The sequence below is a fragment of the Streptomyces sp. PU-14G genome (assembly GCF_041028275.1).
Lineage (GTDB): Bacteria > Actinomycetota > Actinomycetes > Streptomycetales > Streptomycetaceae > Streptomyces.
The window spans coordinates 20,133-38,454 of record NZ_JASKYT010000030.1 but is presented as its reverse complement, the minus strand read 5'-3'; the positions used below and the strand labels follow the sequence as shown (position 1 = coordinate 38,454).

The window sequence follows — 18,322 nt, the reverse complement described above, 5'->3', positions numbered from 1 at the left end:
GGCTGGGCACGTGCGGGGTGGGGGCGCTGTGCGGGTGCAGCGGCACGCCGCTGCCGGCCGGGGCGGGTCCGGCGCCCGCAGCGGACGGCTCGTCGACGCTGATGCCGAAGTCGGTGGCGAGACCGGCCAGGCCGCTGTCGTACCCCTGACCGACAGCGCGGAACTTCCACGCACCCTGCCTGCGGTAGAGCTCGCCCAGCAGATAGGCGGTCTCGCCGGCGGCGTCGGCGGGGTCGAAGCGCGCGATCTCCCCTCCGCCGTCCGGGGCGTTGACGGCCCCGGTCTCCAGCAGCCGTACGTACAGGCCCGGCACCTGGCCGAAGCTGCCGCCGTCGGCGGAGGCCGCGATGACGATGCGGTCGATCTCCGGTTCGACGCGCCCGAGGTCGACGGTCATCTCGTCGGTGCAGGCCGCGCCTATCGGGTTCTTGCCCTCGTGTTGCACGGCCAACGAGGAGTGCCGGGGCTGGTTGTAGAAGACGAAGTCCCCGTCGGAGCGGACCTTGCCGCGCGTGTCGAGCAGGAGCGCCGACGCGTCGACATCCGGGACGAGCGGTCCTGACGACCAGCCCAGCTCGATCCGGACCGCCGCGGCGGATACGGGGACGTTGGTCCCCTTGCGCATCGTCATAGCCACTCCCCGTCAGGCTCGGTGGATCCGCGTTCCGGTCCCTTCCAACCTATTGCACGCTTCCGCACCCGCCGAAGCCCCTCACGGCTCCTCTCGCCGCCGCTCGCGAAAGTCGAACAACTTGTTCGGGCAGGGGCGTTCTGGGGCATTGCCGGTGGGCTTATGCTTCTGTCAGCTTCTCCTCCCGCGCGCCCGCATCAGGGGACAGGCGGGAACAAGCCGTCCCAGCATGCCTGACCGGGTGTCAACGCGGTCGGCATGAGGGGGCTTCGGCCCCGGTCGAGCGCCCCCGCGTGCTCCCTTGGCGCGGTCGCTCCCACGGGGGTGGAAACAGGTCCCCGCCTGCGGTGATGCGGGTGGGCCAGGCGTTGTGTGTGTACCTCTCTAGTGCCGATGCGGATTGTGGGCTTACCTTATGAGCATGACCTCCCCCCGCAGCTCTTACAGCGGCGGCTACTACGCTGCATCGTCCTACCCCGAGACGCCGATCTACGACATGCTCGTCGCTGAGCGGGGAACACCGCAGATCGCCCCCATCCGGGTGCCGTCGGCCTATGACACGGGGAGTACGGGCAGCGCGCTCGCGGCGCTGCCCCCGGCCCTGCCCGCGGGCCCCGACCCGCGGCAGCCGCAGATGCCGCAGCCCGCACCGCTGCAGCACGCGCCCGCGCCCGGATACGGGTATCCCGGAGCAGCCGCGCCCCAGCCCCCGGCGCCGCAGCCCGTGCCCCAGCAGGCCGCGCCGATGCGGCAGCAGCCGGTCCGGCAGGCACCGGCCGCCCTCCCGCCCGGCGGAGGTTCGGGCATGCAGGGCGGTCCCGTTCCGCTGCAGCACACGCCCGCGCCGCACATTCCGCAGCAGGCGCCACCGCGCGGTTACGGCTACCCGGGGCCGCAGGGCCAGGCGCAGCCGCAGGCACCGATGCAGCAGATGCCGCAGCAGCCGCAGCCGCAGGTCCAGGTGCAGCAGTACCAGCAGCAGCCGATGCACAACCAGGCGACGCAGTACATGCGCCCGGTGGCCCCGCGCCCTGCCGCACCCCGCCAGATGCCCGGCCCGCACGAGGACCCGTACGGCGGCCACCAGTACGGCGGCCGGGGGTACTGACGCGCCGTCGCGAGCGCGACGCACGCGTGTGGAACGCTGGCGCGGGCACCGCCGCAGGGGAGGCAGCGGTGCCCGCGGGCGTATACGGACCTCGGGGCGCTGGAGCGCTCAGCCGCCGATGAGCCGCGACCTGATCAGGAAGCGCACCCCCTCGGGGGCCTCCAGGGAGAAGCCGCTGCCCCTGCCCTCGACGACGTCGACGGTCAGATGGGTGTGGCTCCACAGAGCGAACTGTGCGGCCGACATCCAAAACGGGACGGGTTCGGCCACACCCTCGATCTCCAGCTCGCCGAGCAGCACGTCGGAGCCGCCCGTGCGGAACTCGCCCCTGCCGTAGCACATGGGACTGCTGCCGTCGCAACAGCCGCCGGACTGGTGGAACATCAGCGGCCCGTGCTTGGCGGTGAGCCTCCGCAGCAGCTCGGCGGCCACGGGCGTGACTGCGACCCGCTCGGGCTCCTCGCGCTTCTTTGGCGTGCCCATCAGAACATGCCGAGCTTCTTGGCGTCGTAGCTGACCAGCAGGTTCTTGGTCTGCTGGTAGTGCTCCAGCATCATCTTGTGGTTCTCGCGGCCGATGCCCGACTGCTTGTAGCCGCCGAAGGCAGCGTGGGCCGGGTACTGGTGGTAGCAGTTGGTCCACACCCGTCCGGCCTGGATGGCGCGCCCGGCGCGGTAGGCGCGGGAGCCGTCGCGGGTCCACACGCCGGCGCCGAGCCCGTAGAGGGTGTCGTTGGCGATGCGGATGGCGTCGTCGAAGTCGTCGAAGCCGGTGACGGAGACGACGGGGCCGAAGATCTCCTCCTGGAAGACCCGCATGTCGTTGCTGCCCTCCAGGACGGTGGGCCGCACGTAGTAGCCGCCCTCCAACTCGCCGCCCAGCTCCGCGCGCCCGCCGCCGGTCAGCACCCGTGCGCCCTCCTGCCGGCCGATGTCGAGGTAGGAGAGGATCTTCTCCATCTGGTCGTTGGAGGCCTGCGCGCCCACCATGGTCTCGGTGTCCAGCGGGTGCCCCTGGACCAGGGCCTGGGTGCGCTGCACGCCCGCGTCGAGGAAGGCGCGGTAGTGGCTGCGCTGGATGAGGGCGCGCGAGGGGCAGGTGCACACCTCCCCCTGGTTGAGGGCGAACATGGCGAAGCCTTCGAGTGCCTTGTCGTAGAAGTCGTCGGCGTCGTCGGAGACGTCCTCGAAGAAGATGTTGGGGCTCTTGCCGCCCAGCTCCAGGGTGACGGGCCTGAGGTTCTCCGAGGCGTACTGCATGATCAGCCGCCCGGTCGTCGTCTCACCGGTGAAGGCGACCTTGGCCACCCGCGCGCTGCTCGCCAGCGGCTTGCCCGCCTCGGCGCCGAAGCCGTTGACGATGTTGACGACACCGGGCGGGAGCAGGTCGGCCACCAGGCTCATCCAGTAGTGGACGGACGCCGGGGTCTGCTCGGCGGGCTTGAGGACGACGGTGTTGCCCGCGGCCAGTGCGGGCGCCAGCTTCCAGGTCGCCATCAGGATCGGGAAGTTCCACGGGATGATCTGCGCGACGACGCCGAGCGGCTCGTGGAAGTGGTAGGCGACGGTGTCCTCGTCGATCTGGGAGAGCGACCCCTCCTGGGAGCGGATCGCCGCGGCGAAGTAGCGGAAGTGGTCGATGGCCAGCGGAATGTCGGCGGCCAGCGTCTCGCGGACCGGCTTGCCGTTCTCCCAGCTCTCGGCGACCGCCAGCTCCTCCAGATGCGCCTCCATGCGCTGCGCGATCTGGTTGAGCACCTGCGCGCGTTCGGCGGGCGAGGTGCGCGCCCAGGCCGGGGCGGCCTCGTGGGCGGCGTCGATGGCGCGCTCGACGTCCTCGGCGGTACCGCGGGCGATCTCCGTGAAGGGCGCTCCGGTGACCGGGGTGGGGTTCTCGAAGTAGCCGCCCTGCTTGGGGGCGACATAGCTGCCGCCGATCCAGTGGTCGTAGCGCGACTGGTAGCTCATCAGCGCGTCGTCGGTTCCGGGCGCGGCGTAGCGGCTCATGCTCTGCCTCCCTGTGCTGGCCGGCTGCCTGTGCCGGCCGACTCGTACGGGCCCGCCGGAGCGGTCGGCTCGCGCGGGTCAGCGCGGCCGGCCTGCGGGTGGTGCCGGGAGGCTAGTCCCCGCAACGTTGCCGATACGTTGCGAGCGCTGACCGCACCCGGCGTCCCGCCGCTCGTCGCGCTCCGCGTCCCGGCTCCCGTCACGCTCCGCGGGCGGTCCGGGCCGCGCCCGGCGACAGCCCGTAGAGCGCGCTCAGTTCGCGCACCCGGGCCGCCGTACGCGCTGACGGACGCAGGCCGTGCAGGGCCTCCCACACCTCCAGGTCGTCCTCCGCGCCCGCGGTGCACAGCCACCTCTCCAGCAGCCCGGGATCGGCGCCGGACAGCAGGTGGCGGCGCAACCGGTTCTCCAGCAACCGGCGGAGCCGCACCACACCGGGGGCCTCGGAGGCGGGCAGCAGCGGTCCTGCGTAGGCGTCGAGCGCCGCCGCGGGATCGCCCGCGGCCAGCGCGTTGCCCACGGTGTCGTAGTCGGTGTACGGGCGCTGCCGTAACCGGTAGGGGCGGGAGGCCAGCAGCGGCCCGAGCAGATGCCGCAGCCGCGAGAGTTCGGCCCGCAGGGTGACGGGGTTGACGTCGCGTTCCCCGTACAGCTCGCGGGCGAGCGCCTCGCCGGTCAGCCCGTCGGGGTGCACGGCGAGCAGCAGCAGGATCTCGCTGTGCCGGCGCCCGAGCCGCAGACTCCCCGCCCCCGGGCGGTGGAGCCGGGCCTCGTCGCGGCCGAGGACGGCGAGCAGGCGGCCGTCGGGCGGCGCGCCGCCGCCTGCCGGCGCGGGGCCCAGCGCGGCGAGGCGGGCCTCGGCGGCCCGGGCCGTGGCCTGGACGAGGGCGAGGCTGTGCGGGGAGGCCAGGTGGTCGCCGCCGGTGAGGTCGACGGCGCCGACGACGCGCCCGGTGCGGGGGTCGTGCACGGGCGCGGCCGCGCAGGTCCATGCCTGTACGGGGCGGCAGTAGTGCTCGGCGGCGAAGATCTGCACGGCGTGGCCGACGGCGAGCGCCGTGCCGGGCGCGTTGGTGCCGCTGGCGCGCTCGGCCCACTGGGCTCCGGGGACGAAGTTCATCCGCTCGGCCCGGCGCAGTACTTGGGGGTGACCCTCGACCCAGAGCATGGTGCCGCGCTCGTCGCAGACGGACAGCAGATGGGCGCCGTCGTCGGCGATGGTGCCCAGCAGTTCGCGGAAGAGCGGCATCGCACCGGCCAGGGGATGCCGCTCGCGGCGCAGGGCGAGGCCCGCGTCGTCCATCTCGATCCCGGCCATGCTCTCGGGGGCCAGCCGCGCCCCGGCGCAGCGCCGCCACGAGTCGGCCACCACCTCGCGTACGGGCGTGTCGACGGTACCGCCGGTCAGGAACGTCTCGTGGGCGCGGCGCAGAGCTCCGGCCCGCTGGGCCGCGTCCGCTCCCGCCTCGAGCGCCAGCCATGGATTGCGCACCCCGTCATCGTGCAGCGGGCGGAGGCGGCGGGCAACGCCCCGGACGGGTCGGGCGAGCACCGACCGGCGCGGTGCGCATCCCGGGTGTCGTCGGGGACGCGCGGGGCGCGCGGGGTGTCGGATCCGCCCCGGCCTGGTACCCATCCGGCATGCCGGAACACGAGCCCCTCACCGAGCGTGAGACCGACGGGCTGGACGCGCACTGGCGCGCCCTCAACTACCTGTCGGCCTGCCAGCTCTACCTGCGCGCCAACCCGCTGCTGAGCGAGCCGCTGCGCCCCGAGCACATCAAACCGAGGCTGCTCGGCCACTGGGGCACCTGCCCAGGGCTGACCCTGCTCTACACCCACCTCAACCGGCTGATCCGCACCCGCGGCCGGCGCACACTGGCGGTGTGGGGTCCGGGGCACGGAGCCGCGGCGGTGCTCTCGGGCGCCTGGTTGGAGGGAACCTACTCGCAGCTGCGCCCCGACGTTCCGCGCGACGAGGAGGGCATGCGCCGGCTGTTCGAGGAGTTCTCGCAGCCGGGCGGCGTCCCCAGCCACACGGCGCCGAGCGTGCCGGGGTCGATCCAGGAGGGCGGCGAGCTGGGATACGCGCTGGCGCACGCCTTCGGCGCGGCATTCGACAAGCCCGACCTGCTGGTGTGCGCGGTCGTGGGGGACGGTGAGGCGGAGACGGGCCCGCTGGCAGGCTCGTGGCACGCGAACAAGTTCCTCGACCCGGTGCACGACGGCGCCGTGCTCCCCGTCCTGCATCTGAACGGGTACAAGATCGCCAACCCGACGGTGCTGGCCCGGCTGCCCGAGGACGAGCTGGAGGCGCTGATGCGCGGCTACGGCTACGACCCGCTGTTCGTCACCGCCGACCAGGACACCCCGCCGGCGGAGGCGCACCGCGCGCTGGCCGGCGCGCTCGATGTGGCGGTGGAGCGGATCGACGCCGTCCAGCGTGCGGCCCGCGACAGCGAGGACGGGGCACAGGTGCGGCCCCGCTGGCCGATGCTGGTGCTGCGTACCCCCAAGGGGTGGTCGGGGCCGCGGGAGCTGGACGGGGACCCGGTGGAGGGCACCTGGCGTGCGCACCAGGTACCGCTGCCCGGTGTGCGGGACGATCCGGAACGGCTGCGGCAGCTGGAGCGGTGGCTCCGCTCCTACGGACCCGAAGAGTTGTTCGACGCAGCGGGCCGGCCGCGCCCGCGGGTACTGGAGTGGGTCCCCGAGGGCGACCTGCGCCTGGGCGCCGTCCCCGAAGCCAACGGCGGACGGCTGCTGCGCGAGCTTCCGCTGCCCGGCCTGGAGACCTGCGCGGTGGCCGTCGAGCGGCCCGGCGCCTCCTCCCACGAACCGACGCGCGAACTGGGCTCTTTCCTGCGGGAGCTGCTGCGCAACACCGAGGAGCGGCGCGACTTCCGCCTGTTCGGTCCCGACGAGACCGACTCCAACCACCTGAGCGCCGTCTTCGACGCCACCGACCGCGGCTGGCAGGCGGAGCTGCTGCCCACCGACCAGCACCTCGGCCGCCACGGCCGTGTGCTGGAGGTCCTCTCCGAGCACCTGTGCCAAGGCTGGCTCGAAGGGTACGTCCTCACCGGCAGGAACGGCGTGTTCGCCTCCTACGAGGCGTTCACCAACCTCGTCTCCAGCATGGCCTCGCAGCACGTGAAGTGGGTGCACAGCGCCCGCGAGGTCCCCTGGCGCCGCCCCGTCGCCGCCCTGAACTACCTGCTCACCTCGCACGCCTGGCGCCAGGACCACAACGGCTTCTCCCACCAGGACCCGGGCTTCATCGACCACGTGCTCAACAAGAGCCCCGACGTGGTGCGCGTCTACCTGCCACCGGACACCAACACGCTGCTGTGCGTCACCGACCACGCGCTGCGCACCCGCGACACCGTCAACGTCGTGGTCGCGGGCAAGCACCCCTGCTTCGACTGGCTCGACCTGGACTCGGCCCGCGACCACTGCGCGCGGGGCGTCGGCGTGTGGGAGTGGGCCGGAACCGAGCACGGCGGCAGCGGCCCCGACGTCGTCCTCGCGTGCGCCGGTGACATCCCCACGCAGGAGACGCTGGCGGCGGCCTCGCTGCTGCGCGAGTGGCTGCCCGAGGTGGCCGTGCGGGTGGTGAACGTGGTGGACATGGCCCGGCTCATGCGCCAACGCGACCATCCGCACGGGATGGCCGACACCGAGTTCGACGCCCTCTTCACCCGGGACAGGCCGGTCATCTTCGCCTACCACGGCTACCCGTGGCTGGTGCACCGCCTGGTCTACGGCCGCACCGTCCACCCGAAGCTCGCCGTGCGCGGCTACCGCGAGTCCGGGTCGACGACGACGCCGTTCGACATGGTGGTACGCAACGACATGGACCGCTACCACCTGGTCATGGACGTGATCGACCGGACGGAGGGGCTCGGAGCGAAGGCCGCGACCGTGCGGCAGCACGCGGCCGACCTGCGCGAGCGGCACCACCGCTACATCCTCGAACACGGTGCGGACATGCCGGAGGTCACCGCATGGCGCTGGCCGGGCCGGTGACCCGGGACCCCGCTCCGGCGATCCGAGACCCCGCTGAGGGGCGGCCCACGACGGCGGGCCGCCCCTCAGGGCCGTTGTTCAGACCTCGACGTCCTCCAGGATGCCGAGCGCGTCGGGCACCAGCACGGCGGCGGAGAAGTACGCGCTGACGAGGTAGGAGATCAGCGCCCGGTCGTCGACCCCCATGAAGCGGACGTTGAGCGAGGGCTGGATCTCGTCCGGCAGACCCGTCTGATGCAGGCCGATGACTCCCTGATCCTCCAGTCCCGTGCGCATGGCCAGCACCGAGGTGGTGCCGTCCTCGCGCACGGGAATCTTGTCGCAGGGCAGGATCGGGATGCCGCGCCAGGCGCGCGTCTTGACGCCCTCCACCTCGACCTGGTCCGGGTAGAGCCCGTGCCTGCTGGACTCACGGCCGATCGCGGCGATCGCCTTCGGGTGCGCCAGGATGTAACGGGTCTTGCGGCGGCGGGAGATCAGCTCGTCCATGTCGGCGGGCGTCGGCGGACCGCTGCGGGTATGGATGCGCTGGCTCAGGTCGGCGTTGTGCAGCAGGCCGAACTCGCGGCTGTTGACCAGCTCGTGTTCCTGGCGCTCGCGCAGCGCCTCCACGGTCAGCCGCAGCTGCTCCTGGACCTGGTTCATCGGTTCGTTGTAGACGTCGGCGACCCTGCTGTGCACCTTCAGCACCGTCTGCGCGACCGACAGCTCGTACTCACGGGGGTTGAGCTCGTAGTCCACGAAGGTGCCGGGCAGCAGCTGTTCGCCCGCGTGACCCGAGGAGAGGGCGATGTCGGCCTCGCCGCGCCGGTTCTGCGCGGGCACGGCGCGGGAGAGCACCGCGTCGAGGTGGCTGCGCAGCGGCGTGGAGGCCTCCGCCGTCTGCTGGAAGGTGGTGCGGGGCAGCGCGAGCACGAGGCAGCGCGTCCGGGCCCGCAGCGTGTACTCCCAGGTGCCCGGGTCGGAGGTGAGGATCTGATCGCCGGCGTGGTCACCGTCGGCGAGCACGCCCAGGTCGACCTCGTCGTCGTAGCGCCCCGCCGCGTGCTTGCCGACCCGCCCGTGCGCGATCAGCAGCAGCTCGTCGGCCGGCTCGCCGCGGGTGGTGAGCGCGTCACCCGGCTCGTACTCACGCTGGGTGAAGCCCTCGGCGAGGGCCCGCAGGGACGCCTCGTCGTCGAGCCCTCGCAGCAGGGGGATCTCCCGCAGCTCCGAGGGGATGACCTGGACGTCGGCGCCGGTGCTCACGAACTCGATCCGGCCGTCGCCCAGAGTGTGGGTGAGGCGCCGGTTGACGCGGTAGCTGCCGCCGGTGGTCTCCGTCCAGGGCAGGACGCGCAACAGCCAGCGCGGGGAGATCCCCTGCATCTGCGGGGGCGTCTTGGTGGTGCTGGCGAGATTGCGCGCCGCCGCTGTGGCGAGGCTGGAGGGGGTGTGCTGCTGGGTCTCTTCGGGGTGCGTGGTCATCTGTCCCCAGTTTCTGGCGTTTCCTGGTGCCTGTCTCCGGATTTTCCGGCGGCTGCGTCAGCCGCCCGCGTCAGTGCCCGATTTCCACGTCCTCCAGCATTCCGAGCGCGTCGGGAACCAGCACGGCGGCGGAGTAGTAGGCGCTCACCAGATAGGACATGACGGCCTTCTCGTTGATGCCCATGAAGCGAACCGAAAGGCTCGGGCTGTATTCGTCCGGAATTCCGGTCTGGTGGAGTCCGACGACGCCCTGGGCCTTTTCGCCGGTGCGCATGGCCAGGACGGAGGTGGTGCCCTGCGGGCTGACCGGGATCTTGTTGCAGGGCAGGATCGGCACGCCGCGCCAGGCGGGGACGGAGTGGCCCTCGTAGTCGATGGACTGCGGGTAGACGCCGCGGGCGCTGGCCTCGCGGCCGAAGGCGGCGATCGCCTTCGGGTGCGCCAGGATGACGCTGGGGTCCTTCCAGACGGTGGCCAGCAGCTCGTCGAGGTCGTCGGGGGTGGGCGGGCCCGAGCGGGTGTGGACGCGCTGCTTCATGTCCACGTTGTGCAGGAGGCCGACCCCGCTGTTGTTGACCAGCTCGTGCTCCTGGCGCTCGCGCAGCGCCTCCACGGTCAGCCGCAGCTGCTCCTCGAGCTGGTTCATCGGGTGGTTGTACAGGTCGGCGACGCGGGTGTGGACCCGCAGCACGGTCTGGGCGACCTCCAGGTCGTACTCGCGGGGCTTGAGCTCGTAGTCGACGAAGGTGCCGGGCAGGGCGTGCTCGCCGACGTGCCCGGAGGCCAGCGCGATGGCGGACTCGCCGTTCTCCGTGCGCTGGGAGGGGATCAAGGACCTGGAGGCGGTCAGGTGGGCGCGGAGCGATTCCGAGTCGGCGGCGACGGCGTCGAAGGCACCGCGCTCCAGGGTGAGCACGGTTCCGCTGGTCAGCGAGGTCAGGGTGTGGTCCCAGGTGCCGGCTTCGCCGGTCAGCCGGTCGTCGCCGTCGAACTCGCCGTCCGCCAGGACGCCCTGGGTGGACTCCCCGTCGTACCGCCCGCGGGTGGACTTGCGCAGCTTGCCGTGGGCGATCAGCACCAGCCGGTCGGCGGGCTCGCCCTCCCGCACGATCACTTCACCGGGGCCGAAGTCGCGCTGTTCGCAGCGGGCGGCGAGGGCTTCCAGGGTCGGACGGTCGTCATAGCCGCGCAGCGGGGGCAGCTCGGACAGCTCCAGGGGGATCACCCGCACGTCGGACCCGGTGGAGACGAACTCCACGCGCCCGTCCCCCAGGGTGTGGCTGAGCCGTCGGTTGACCCGGAAGGTGCCGCCCGTGACCTGGACCCAGGGCAGGACCCGCAGCAGCCACCGGGAGGAGATTCCCTGCATCTGCGGGGGTGTCTTCGTGGTGGTCGCGAGATTCCGTGCCGCCGCCGTGGCAAGGCTCTGCTGCGCCGCTTCCGCGCTCTCGCTTCCGGAATTACGCTCCGCCGCAGTCGTCATCCGACACCGCCAATCTCAGTGATCATCTGGTAATTCACGCGCTGCGGCCATGAAGCTAAGTGAGCCTCGCGAGATGCGGCAATCACTCAAAAGATGTACGAGTGCTTCGAATGTCCCGACAGTGACCGGGGTACGGCGCGCCGCCGGCGCCTCTCCCCATCCACCGAGCGTGATGAAAATGCCGCGATGTTCACTCTGCGCAACACGCATGACAGCGCCCGCCACCCGGCCCGCCCCGCAAACTCACCAGGACGTGCGGGGGCGCACGGGGGCGCGCGGACGGCGGATTCGCGCCCGCCGTCCGCCCGCCGGGGATCGCTCAGTAAACTCGGCGGATCACGAGGGGAACCGAGGAGCTCACGGTCCACGGAGGAAGCGCGCCCCGGGCCGTCCACGTGCCGCCGTCTCGACCAGACGGCTGTGCGGACACGCGATGCCCGGGACACGCGACCGGCCGCCGCACCCCGACGAACGGGCCGCGTACCGGCCACGCGGGCCCCGCGGTCCTTCTCGTGCGGGTACCGCGCCCGTTGAGGTGGATGACGGACGGCGAGAAGGGGGTGTGCCGCGGTGCTGACGATCGTCGGTCTGTGGCGCTGGCGTGGGAACGCGCTGGCCCGCCGCAGCGACCGCCGCGAAGCCTGGCTGTCCCTGTGGGCCGCGGTGCTGATGGCCGTGGGGGTTCCGCTGGTGGGCTGGGCCGCGCAGGAAGCCACCCACGACGCGATGCTGCGTACGGCGCACGAGCAGCAGCGCGACCGCCAGCGCACGTGGGCGACGGCCCAGCACGTCATCGTCCGGCCCCCGCTGGACTCGGAGACGGAGACGTCGGCGGGACAGCAGCCGAACCGCAACCAGGTCACCGCCCGCTGGGCAGGCCCCGACGGCTCCTCCCACACGGGCACCCTCGTGCTGCGCAGACCGGTCAAGCCCGGCAGCCGCTTCCTGGTGTGGACCGACCGGCACGGCCGGCTCACCTCCCGTCCGATGAGCGCACGCGGCGCCTCCTCGCACGCGCTCCTCGCGGGACTGGGCTCCGCCGCACTCACGGCTGCCGTACTGGAGGCCGGGCGGCGGGCGGCCATCCGGCTGGCGCTGCGACGCCGGTACGCGCGCTGGGACGAGGAGTGGGGCCGCATCGGTCCCGACTGGGGACGTACCGGCAACAGCAGCTGAAGCGGACCCGCGTGCCTGCCGGGCAGCGGGCCGTGCGCCCGCGGGCACGGCGGCTCACCACCGGCGGCGGTGGGAGACCGTCCGCACGGACCACTCGCCCGTACCCGTCAACCCTGACCACCGGCGCACGCTACGGTGGTGCGACCAGCACGGACGGCGCACCCCGCGTTCCGTGCGAGGGACAACGCATCTTGGCACGCACGAGGTTGGGGCACAGCACTCCATGGCACAGGGCTCGGTCCAGGTGACGCACGGCGGCACGTCGCGTTGGCGGCGGCGCACGGGCGAGTACGCGTCGTTGTCGGCGGCGCTGGAGGCCGCGGGCGACGGTGACGTCCTCACCGTGGCGCCCGGCACCTACCGGGAGAACCTGGTCATCGAGCGCACGGTGACCCTGCGCGGGCCCGAGAGGTCGGGCGGCGGCCCGGTCCGCATCGCGCCCGCCGACGGGGTGGCGCTGACCCTGCGCTCCGCCGCCCTCGTCCAGGACCTCCAGATCGAGGGTCAGGACTCCGCCGTTCCCGCCGTGCTGGTCGAGGACGCGGCGCCGGAGCTGGCCGGGCTGCGGGTGATGACCCGTTCGGCGGCCGGTATCGAGGTGCGCGGCGGCGCCCGTCCCACCGTGCGCCGCTGCACGGTGGACAACCCGGCGGGGCTCGGGCTGAGCATCATGGGCGCGGCGAGCGGCAGTTACGAGGAGTGCGAGGTGGTGGCGGCCGGGCAGTCCGGCGTGCTCGTGCGCGACGGCGCGCGACCGCGGCTGGCGCACTGCCGGGTGCATCTGGCCTCGGGCGCCGGCATCACGCTCCAGGGCGAGGGCAGCACGCTGGAGGCGGTCGGCTGCGAGGTGTACGAGATCAAGGGCAGTGGTGTGCGGGTGGCGTCGCGTGCCAGCGGCCACTTCACCGACTGCCGGGTGCACCGCACCTCGGCGGACGGCGTCACCCTGGACACCGACGCCGTGGTCACCTTGGCCGACTGCGACATCCACGACATCCCGGAGAACGCCGTCGATCTGCGCTCCCGTTCGGTGCTGACGCTGACGCGCTCCACCGTGCGGCGCTTCGGCCGCAACGGTCTGTCGGTGTGGGACCCGGGCACCCGCGTGGACGCCAACGGCTGCGAGATCCACGAGAGTACAGGCGACTATCCGGCCGTGTGGGTCAGCGACGGCGCCACCGCCGTCCTGGACACCTGCCGGGTGCACACGGTGCCCGACGCGCTGTTCGTCCTCGACCGCGGCTCGCGCGCCGACGTGCTCGACAGCGATCTGTCCCAGGTGCGCGGCACCGCCGTCTCGGTCAGTGACGGGGCCGTCGTGCAGCTGGACGACTCGCGCATCAGCAAGGCGGGGACGGGCGCCTGGTTCCGCGACCACGGAAGCGGCGGGGTGCTGAGCGGCTGCACGGTCGACGAGACCGCGACCGGTGTCATCGTCACCAAGGGCGCCGATCCCACAGTGGAGCGCTGCACGGTGAGCGGCGCCGCGGAAGCCGGTTTCTACGTCTCGGCCGAGGGCCGGGGCACCTTCCACAGCTGCCGGGTGACCGGCTCGCGCGGTTACGGCTTCCACATCATCGACGGCTGCCGTACGACGCTGCGGCGCTGCCGCACGGAGCGGTGCGCGCGCGGCGGTTACGAGTTCGCGGAGGAGGGCCCGACCGTCGAGGACTGCACCAGCGACGAGAGCGCGGCACCCGTGGCACCGCTGCCCGTGCCCGCCGCCGGCACCGCCCCCTCACCCGCCGACGGCGCTCCGGGGCTGCTGACCGCCACGGTCACGGTGCCGCGCCAGCGCACGGCGAGCCCGCGGACCGAAGCCGCACCGGCCGGTGACGACTCCTCCGCCGCGACGGAGCCCGAGGAGGAGGCGCGCGCCCCCAAGGAAGTACTGGGCGAACTCGACGCGCTGGTCGGCCTGGAGGGCGTCAAACGCGAGGTCCGCGCGCTGACCGACATGATCGAGGTCGGCCGCAGGCGGCAGGCGGCGGGTCTGAAGGCGGCCTCGGCGCGGCGGCATCTGGTCTTCACGGGCTCGCCCGGCACCGGCAAGACGACGGTGGCCCGGCTCTACGGCGAGATCCTCCGCTCCCTCGGTGTGCTGCGGCGCGGCCACCTGAAGGAGGTCTCGCGTGTCGATCTGGTGGGCGAGCACATCGGTTCGACGGCGCTGCGCACCCAGGAGGCGTTCGAGAAGGCCAAGGGCGGTGTGCTGTTCATCGACGAGGCGTACGCTCTGGCGCCCCAGGACGCGGGCCGCGACTTCGGCAGGGAAGCCATCGACACGCTCGTGAAGCTGATGGAGGACCACCGGGACGACGTGGTGGTGATCGTCGCGGGCTACACCGCCGAGATGGAGCACTTCCTGGCCTCCAACCCCGGTGTCGCCTCCCGCTTCTCGCGCACGATCTCCTTCGGCGACTACACGCCCGAGGAGCTGCTGCTGATCGTCGAACAGCAGGCGGACGAGCAGGAGTACGACCTGAGCGAGGGGGCGCGCCAGTCGCTGCTGGGCTACTTCGCGCGGCTGCCCAAGGGACCCTCGTTCGGCAACGGGCGCACCGCGCGGCAGACGTTCGAGGCGATGGTCGAGCGGCACGCGGGCCGGGTCGCGCAACTGCCGGACCCGACCACCGAGGACCTGACCCTCCTCTACCCGGAGGATCTGCCCCGCTCAGCGTGAGCGTGTGGCCGGTCCTTCCCCGGGTCCGCCGCAGGTTCGGGCTGGCGCGGTATGCCCGCACGGCGTGCGGGCACGGCCTCCGCCGGCTGTCCGGCCTCCCGGGAGTTGCCTGGCACCTTCGGTGACGTCTCCCCCGGCCCGGCGGCGGTGCCGGCGCCCGGCGCGCTCCTCGGTTCCGCTGTGTGCCCGGCGCGCTCCTCGAGGCGGGCGAGCAGTCCGGCACGCTCCTGTTCGAAGGCGGGATCGGCCTGGTACTCGCTGTGGGCCAGGATCGGCTCGGGCAGCGGCAGCGCGGGGGTGCGCCCGTAGGCGAGGGGGTCCAGCAGTGGGCCCCGGTCGACGCCGCGGCACTGAGCGGGCGGCCCGGGCTCGGGGGTGTCGGCCCGCTCCGGCCGTACCGGACCGCCGATCGGGTCGGTGAGCCGCCACAGGTTGCGCCAGCACTCCAGGTCGTCGTGGAGCGCGCCGAGCCGTGCGGGGCCGAAGTAGGCGGGAAACCAGCGCCCGTAGAGGCGTTCGAGGGGCGAGCCGTAGGTGAGCAGGGCGGTCTGGCGGCGCGTGCCCGGGTCGAGCTGCCAGACGGCGGCTGCCGCCAGCACGCTGCCCTGCGAGTGGCCCGAGATCACCAGGCGCCGGGTGGGCTGCCGGTCCGTCCACAGCGCCATCCGCCAGGCGAGGTCGGGCACCGCGCGCTCCGCGTAGCACGGAGGTGCGAAGGGGTGGGCGCAGCGCGGCCAGAAGGTGCCCACGTCCCACAGGATGCCGACGGTGCGGCGTGCCGAGGGGTCCTTGTAGGCGCGGCGTCCCCAGGTGAGCAGGAGCACGAAGCCGAAGCCGATCAGCCAGGAGCCGAGGGCCTGCACGGTGTCGGCGAAACCGGCGACGACGGCGGGCGCGCCCTCGGTCGCCTCGCCCGGCACCTGGCCGGTCGCCAGCGTGCCGAGCACGGCGGCACCGCCGAGGACGAGGGTGGCCACGGCGACGGTCGCGGCGAGCCAGGCCGCCTCGTCGGTCAGCCCGGCCCGGGCGATGGCGGCGGCGATCCTGCGGGAGCGCGTCGGGTCGGGCACGCAGTCGGGGTAGCCGGCCGTGACGTCGTCGGTGAGCCGCCGCGCGTCGCGCCAGACGCGGTAGGCGAACCAGCAGACCAGCAGCAGGACGAGCGCGAGCAGGACGGGGATGACGGAGGCCTGCCAGGTGAGGATCGTGGGCGGGCCTGCGATGTGGCCGCCCCCTTCGCCGGGGGTGCCGGGGCCGTCCAGCCAGTCGCCCACCCGCTGGGAGACTCCGCCCGACAGCAGCCCGCCGAGCGCACAGGCCAGCATGGCGACGGCCGCGGAGGCCAGTCCGGCCAGCGCGGTGCGCGGCAGGCGGGTGGTGCGGTGCAGCCGCAGGCCCAGCGCGGCGAGCGCGAGGACGAGGGTGCCCTGGAGCACCGCGAGGACGCTGAAGGTCTCGTCGCCCGGGAGGATGCCGCCCGAGGTCCAGCCCGGGCGGCTCCAGCCGCTGTGCACGACGGCGAGCAGCAGGACGCCGACGGAGGCGCCGGGCAGCACCCGCACGGCGAGGCTGTCGATACGGTCGTCCGGCTCGCTCTCCTTGCGTCCCCGGCGGCTGACGACGAAGAGCACGCACAGGCCGCCTGCCACCACCAGACACTCCAGCGCCCAGCCCACCGCGTCCAGTGCCGCGCTGCCGCCCGGCCTGCGGTCCTGCCGGGTGGCGGCGGCGGTCAGCGCGGCGGCCACGGTGAGGAAACCGGCCGCGGTGTGCGCGGCGCGCAGCCGGGCGACGAGCCGCTTGCCGTACCAGAAACCGGGCAGGGACAGCGGGGGGCGCCCTTCGGCGGCGGGATCGCCCTCGGGGACGGGCCGCTCCAGCGGGGGCTGGGACTCATAAGCGCTCCACGTGCGGTGCGAGAGCCACCACAGCAGCACGGTGAGCCCCGCGGGCAGTGCCGCGGCGAGGGCGAGCCGGCGTCCCGGCTGGCTCCACCAGCCGCCGTGGCCCCCCGACGCGTCGGGTGCCATGAAGGCGAGCCAGGGGCGGTCGTGGGCGCACGCGGTGCTGCCCGCGCACTGCCACGCCACCAGGTCGAGCGCGACCTCGCAGGCGGCGGCGACCAGCAGCACGGTCAGCGAGAGCGCGGTCAGCCGCACGAGGAGACCGTGCGCGCGCACGGTGGTGCGGCGGCCCCGGGAGGCGGGCCTGGTCCAGTGCGCGAGGTTGACGACCATGAAAGGCAGCAGCATCAGCCACAGGGCTCGGGCTCCGTTGCCCGAGGTGAGATTGGACCAGCAGTAGGCCTCGCGGACCGGTTCGTCCGCGTAGTCGCCGGGGTGCGCTTCGGCGTCCTTGTCCTCGGTGCGGCGGTGAACGGCCGCTGTGCGGTCGCCGGTGACGCGTACGGTGCGTGGGTCGCCGAGCATCTCGGACGGCGTCGTTCCCCCGACGCCGTGCACCAGCAGTTCCAGCGAGAGGCCGCCCGCCTGGTCCGCGGGCAGGTCTGTGTGGTGTGACGGCACTGTTCTTCTTCCCCCGGATCCCCCGAACGGTGTGTCAGCAGTGTGGTCGTCCGCGCACAGGACAGCATCACCGCCGAGCGGCCCCTGTGCCACCCCCTCACGGGTGAAGGTGGGGTGTGCGGTGCCGGTTCCCGGCCGGAGCGCGGCTGTTGCGCACGTGGGAGGATGGCCCCCACCAGCGGCCTCCCCACAGCCTCGACGGTGCGGTCACACAAGGCGGGAAAGGAACGGAGAAGTGCAGTGAGCGACAACCAGAACCTCCTCGCCGAGCAGCGGCGTGCGCTGATCCTGGAGGAGGTACGGCGCAGGGGTGGGGCGCGGGTCAACGAGTTGACCAGGAAGCTGTCCGTCTCGGACATGACGGTGCGGCGGGATCTGGACGCGCTGGCCCAGCAGGGTGCTCTGGAGAAGGTGCACGGGGGCGCGGTGCCGGTCGCCGAGGCGAGCACGCACGAGCCGGGGTTCGAGGCCAAGTCCTCGCTGGAGCTGAGCGCGAAGGAGGACATCGCCCGCGCGGCGGCCACCATGGCGCAGCCCGGCAGTGCGATCGCCCTGTCCGGGGGGACGACGACGTTCGCGCTGGCCCGGCATCTGCTGGACGTGCCGAACCTGACGGTCGTGACGAACTCGGTGCGGGTCGCCGACGTCTTCCACGCCGCGCAGCGCTCCGGCGGCCAGGGTTCCGGAGGCCGTCCGGGCGCCGCCACGGTGGTGCTCACGGGCGGGGTGCGCACGCCGTCGGACTCGCTGGTGGGGTCCGTGGCGGACGCGGCGATCCGCTCGCTCCACTTCGACGCGCTGTTCCTGGGTGTGCACGGGATATCGGCGGAGGCGGGCCTCTCGACGCCCAACCTGGCGGAGGCGGAGACCAACCGGCACTTCGTGGGCTCGGCGCGCCGGGTGATCGTCGTCGCCGACCACACCAAGTGGGGCACGGTGGGCCTGAGTTCGTTCGCCTCGCTGGACCAGGTGGACACGCTGGTGACGGACGGCGGGCTGCCGCCCGAGGCGCGTGCGGAGATGCAGGAGCGGCTGCCGGAGCTGGTGGTGGCGGGCGAACAGGGGCCCGGCGCGGACGAGGCGGAGGAGACGGACGAGCTCTAGCGAAGCGGTGCCTCCCGGTGGGCGGGCAGGTGCCGCCTGCGCCCGTACAGGCCGCGGCTACGCTGGGAGGCCTCCGCACACCCGTTCGCCGACTGCTGGGGGTCGCCCAC

Annotated in this window: 12 protein-coding genes; 5 read left to right on the top strand and 7 right to left on the bottom strand. The window is 73.1% G+C overall.

Annotated elements, in window-relative coordinates; translation table 11 throughout:
* Nucleotides 1–631, bottom strand: a 631-nt coding sequence (locus AB8Z75_RS06155; protein WP_369200347.1) for a TerD family protein, incomplete at its 3' end; no start/stop codon positions are given.
* 421 nt (nt 632–1,052) lie between these two features.
* Between AB8Z75_RS06155 and AB8Z75_RS06150 the strand changes: the two genes are divergently transcribed.
* Nucleotides 1,053–1,739, top strand: coding sequence for a DUF6643 family protein (locus AB8Z75_RS06150; RefSeq protein WP_369200346.1), 687 nt, complete (start codon nt 1,053–1,055; stop codon nt 1,737–1,739).
* 108 nt (nt 1,740–1,847) lie between these two features.
* Here the strand turns inward: AB8Z75_RS06150 and AB8Z75_RS06145 are convergent, their stop codons facing one another.
* The 3 genes from AB8Z75_RS06145 to AB8Z75_RS06135 all read right to left on the bottom strand — a co-directional run bounded on the left by AB8Z75_RS06145 (nt 1,848) and on the right by AB8Z75_RS06135 (nt 5,237).
* Nucleotides 1,848–2,222, bottom strand: coding sequence for a DUF779 domain-containing protein (locus AB8Z75_RS06145; RefSeq protein WP_369200345.1), 375 nt, complete (start codon nt 2,220–2,222; stop codon nt 1,848–1,850).
* The gene (locus AB8Z75_RS06140; RefSeq protein ID WP_369200344.1) at nt 2,222–3,745 is read right to left on the bottom strand and encodes an aldehyde dehydrogenase family protein; all 1,524 of its coding nucleotides are present in this window, start codon (nt 3,743–3,745) and stop codon (nt 2,222–2,224) included. The genes AB8Z75_RS06145 and AB8Z75_RS06140 overlap by 1 nt, the downstream gene beginning before the upstream one ends.
* Nucleotides 3,746–3,944: 199 nt before the next feature.
* Nucleotides 3,945–5,237, bottom strand: a complete 1,293-nt coding sequence (locus AB8Z75_RS06135) for a GAF domain-containing protein (RefSeq protein ID WP_369200343.1) — start codon at nt 5,235–5,237, stop codon at nt 3,945–3,947.
* 149 nt (nt 5,238–5,386) lie between these two features.
* On the opposite strand from AB8Z75_RS06135, the gene AB8Z75_RS06130 reads away from it, so the two are divergent.
* The gene (locus AB8Z75_RS06130) at nt 5,387–7,774 is read left to right on the top strand and encodes a phosphoketolase (RefSeq protein ID WP_369200342.1); all 2,388 of its coding nucleotides are present in this window, start codon (nt 5,387–5,389) and stop codon (nt 7,772–7,774) included.
* 78 nt (nt 7,775–7,852) lie between these two features.
* On the opposite strand, the gene AB8Z75_RS06125 is transcribed toward AB8Z75_RS06130, so the two are convergent.
* Nucleotides 7,853–9,241 carry a family 2B encapsulin nanocompartment shell protein gene (locus AB8Z75_RS06125; protein ID WP_369200341.1) on the bottom strand — a complete coding sequence of 463 codons (1,389 nt, stop codon included), beginning with the start codon at nt 9,239–9,241 and terminating at the stop codon, nt 7,853–7,855.
* A gap of 70 nt (nt 9,242–9,311) precedes the next feature.
* Nucleotides 9,312–10,724, bottom strand: coding sequence for a family 2B encapsulin nanocompartment shell protein (locus tag AB8Z75_RS06120; RefSeq protein ID WP_369200340.1), 1,413 nt, complete (start codon nt 10,722–10,724; stop codon nt 9,312–9,314).
* 570 nt (nt 10,725–11,294) lie between these two features.
* On the opposite strand from AB8Z75_RS06120, the gene AB8Z75_RS06115 reads away from it, so the two are divergent.
* Together AB8Z75_RS06115 and AB8Z75_RS06110 are read left to right on the top strand one after the other, a co-directional pair.
* Nucleotides 11,295–11,900 (top strand): hypothetical protein, encoded by a 606-nt coding sequence (locus AB8Z75_RS06115; protein WP_369200339.1) that lies wholly within the window; start codon nt 11,295–11,297, stop codon nt 11,898–11,900.
* A gap of 223 nt (nt 11,901–12,123) precedes the next feature.
* Nucleotides 12,124–14,583, top strand: coding sequence for a right-handed parallel beta-helix repeat-containing protein (locus AB8Z75_RS06110; RefSeq protein ID WP_369200338.1), 2,460 nt, complete (start codon nt 12,124–12,126; stop codon nt 14,581–14,583).
* On the opposite strand, the gene AB8Z75_RS06105 is transcribed toward AB8Z75_RS06110, so the two are convergent.
* On the bottom strand, nt 14,553–17,108 hold the full coding sequence (locus tag AB8Z75_RS06105; protein WP_369200337.1) for a hypothetical protein: 2,556 nt from the start codon (nt 17,106–17,108) through the stop codon (nt 14,553–14,555). The genes AB8Z75_RS06110 and AB8Z75_RS06105 overlap by 31 nt on opposite strands.
* Nucleotides 17,109–17,348: 240 nt before the next feature.
* On the opposite strand from AB8Z75_RS06105, the gene AB8Z75_RS06100 reads away from it, so the two are divergent.
* Nucleotides 17,349–18,212, top strand: a complete 864-nt coding sequence (locus AB8Z75_RS06100) for a DeoR/GlpR family DNA-binding transcription regulator (RefSeq protein WP_369200336.1) — start codon at nt 17,349–17,351, stop codon at nt 18,210–18,212.
* The last annotated feature ends 110 nt before the right edge of the window (nt 18,213–18,322 follow it).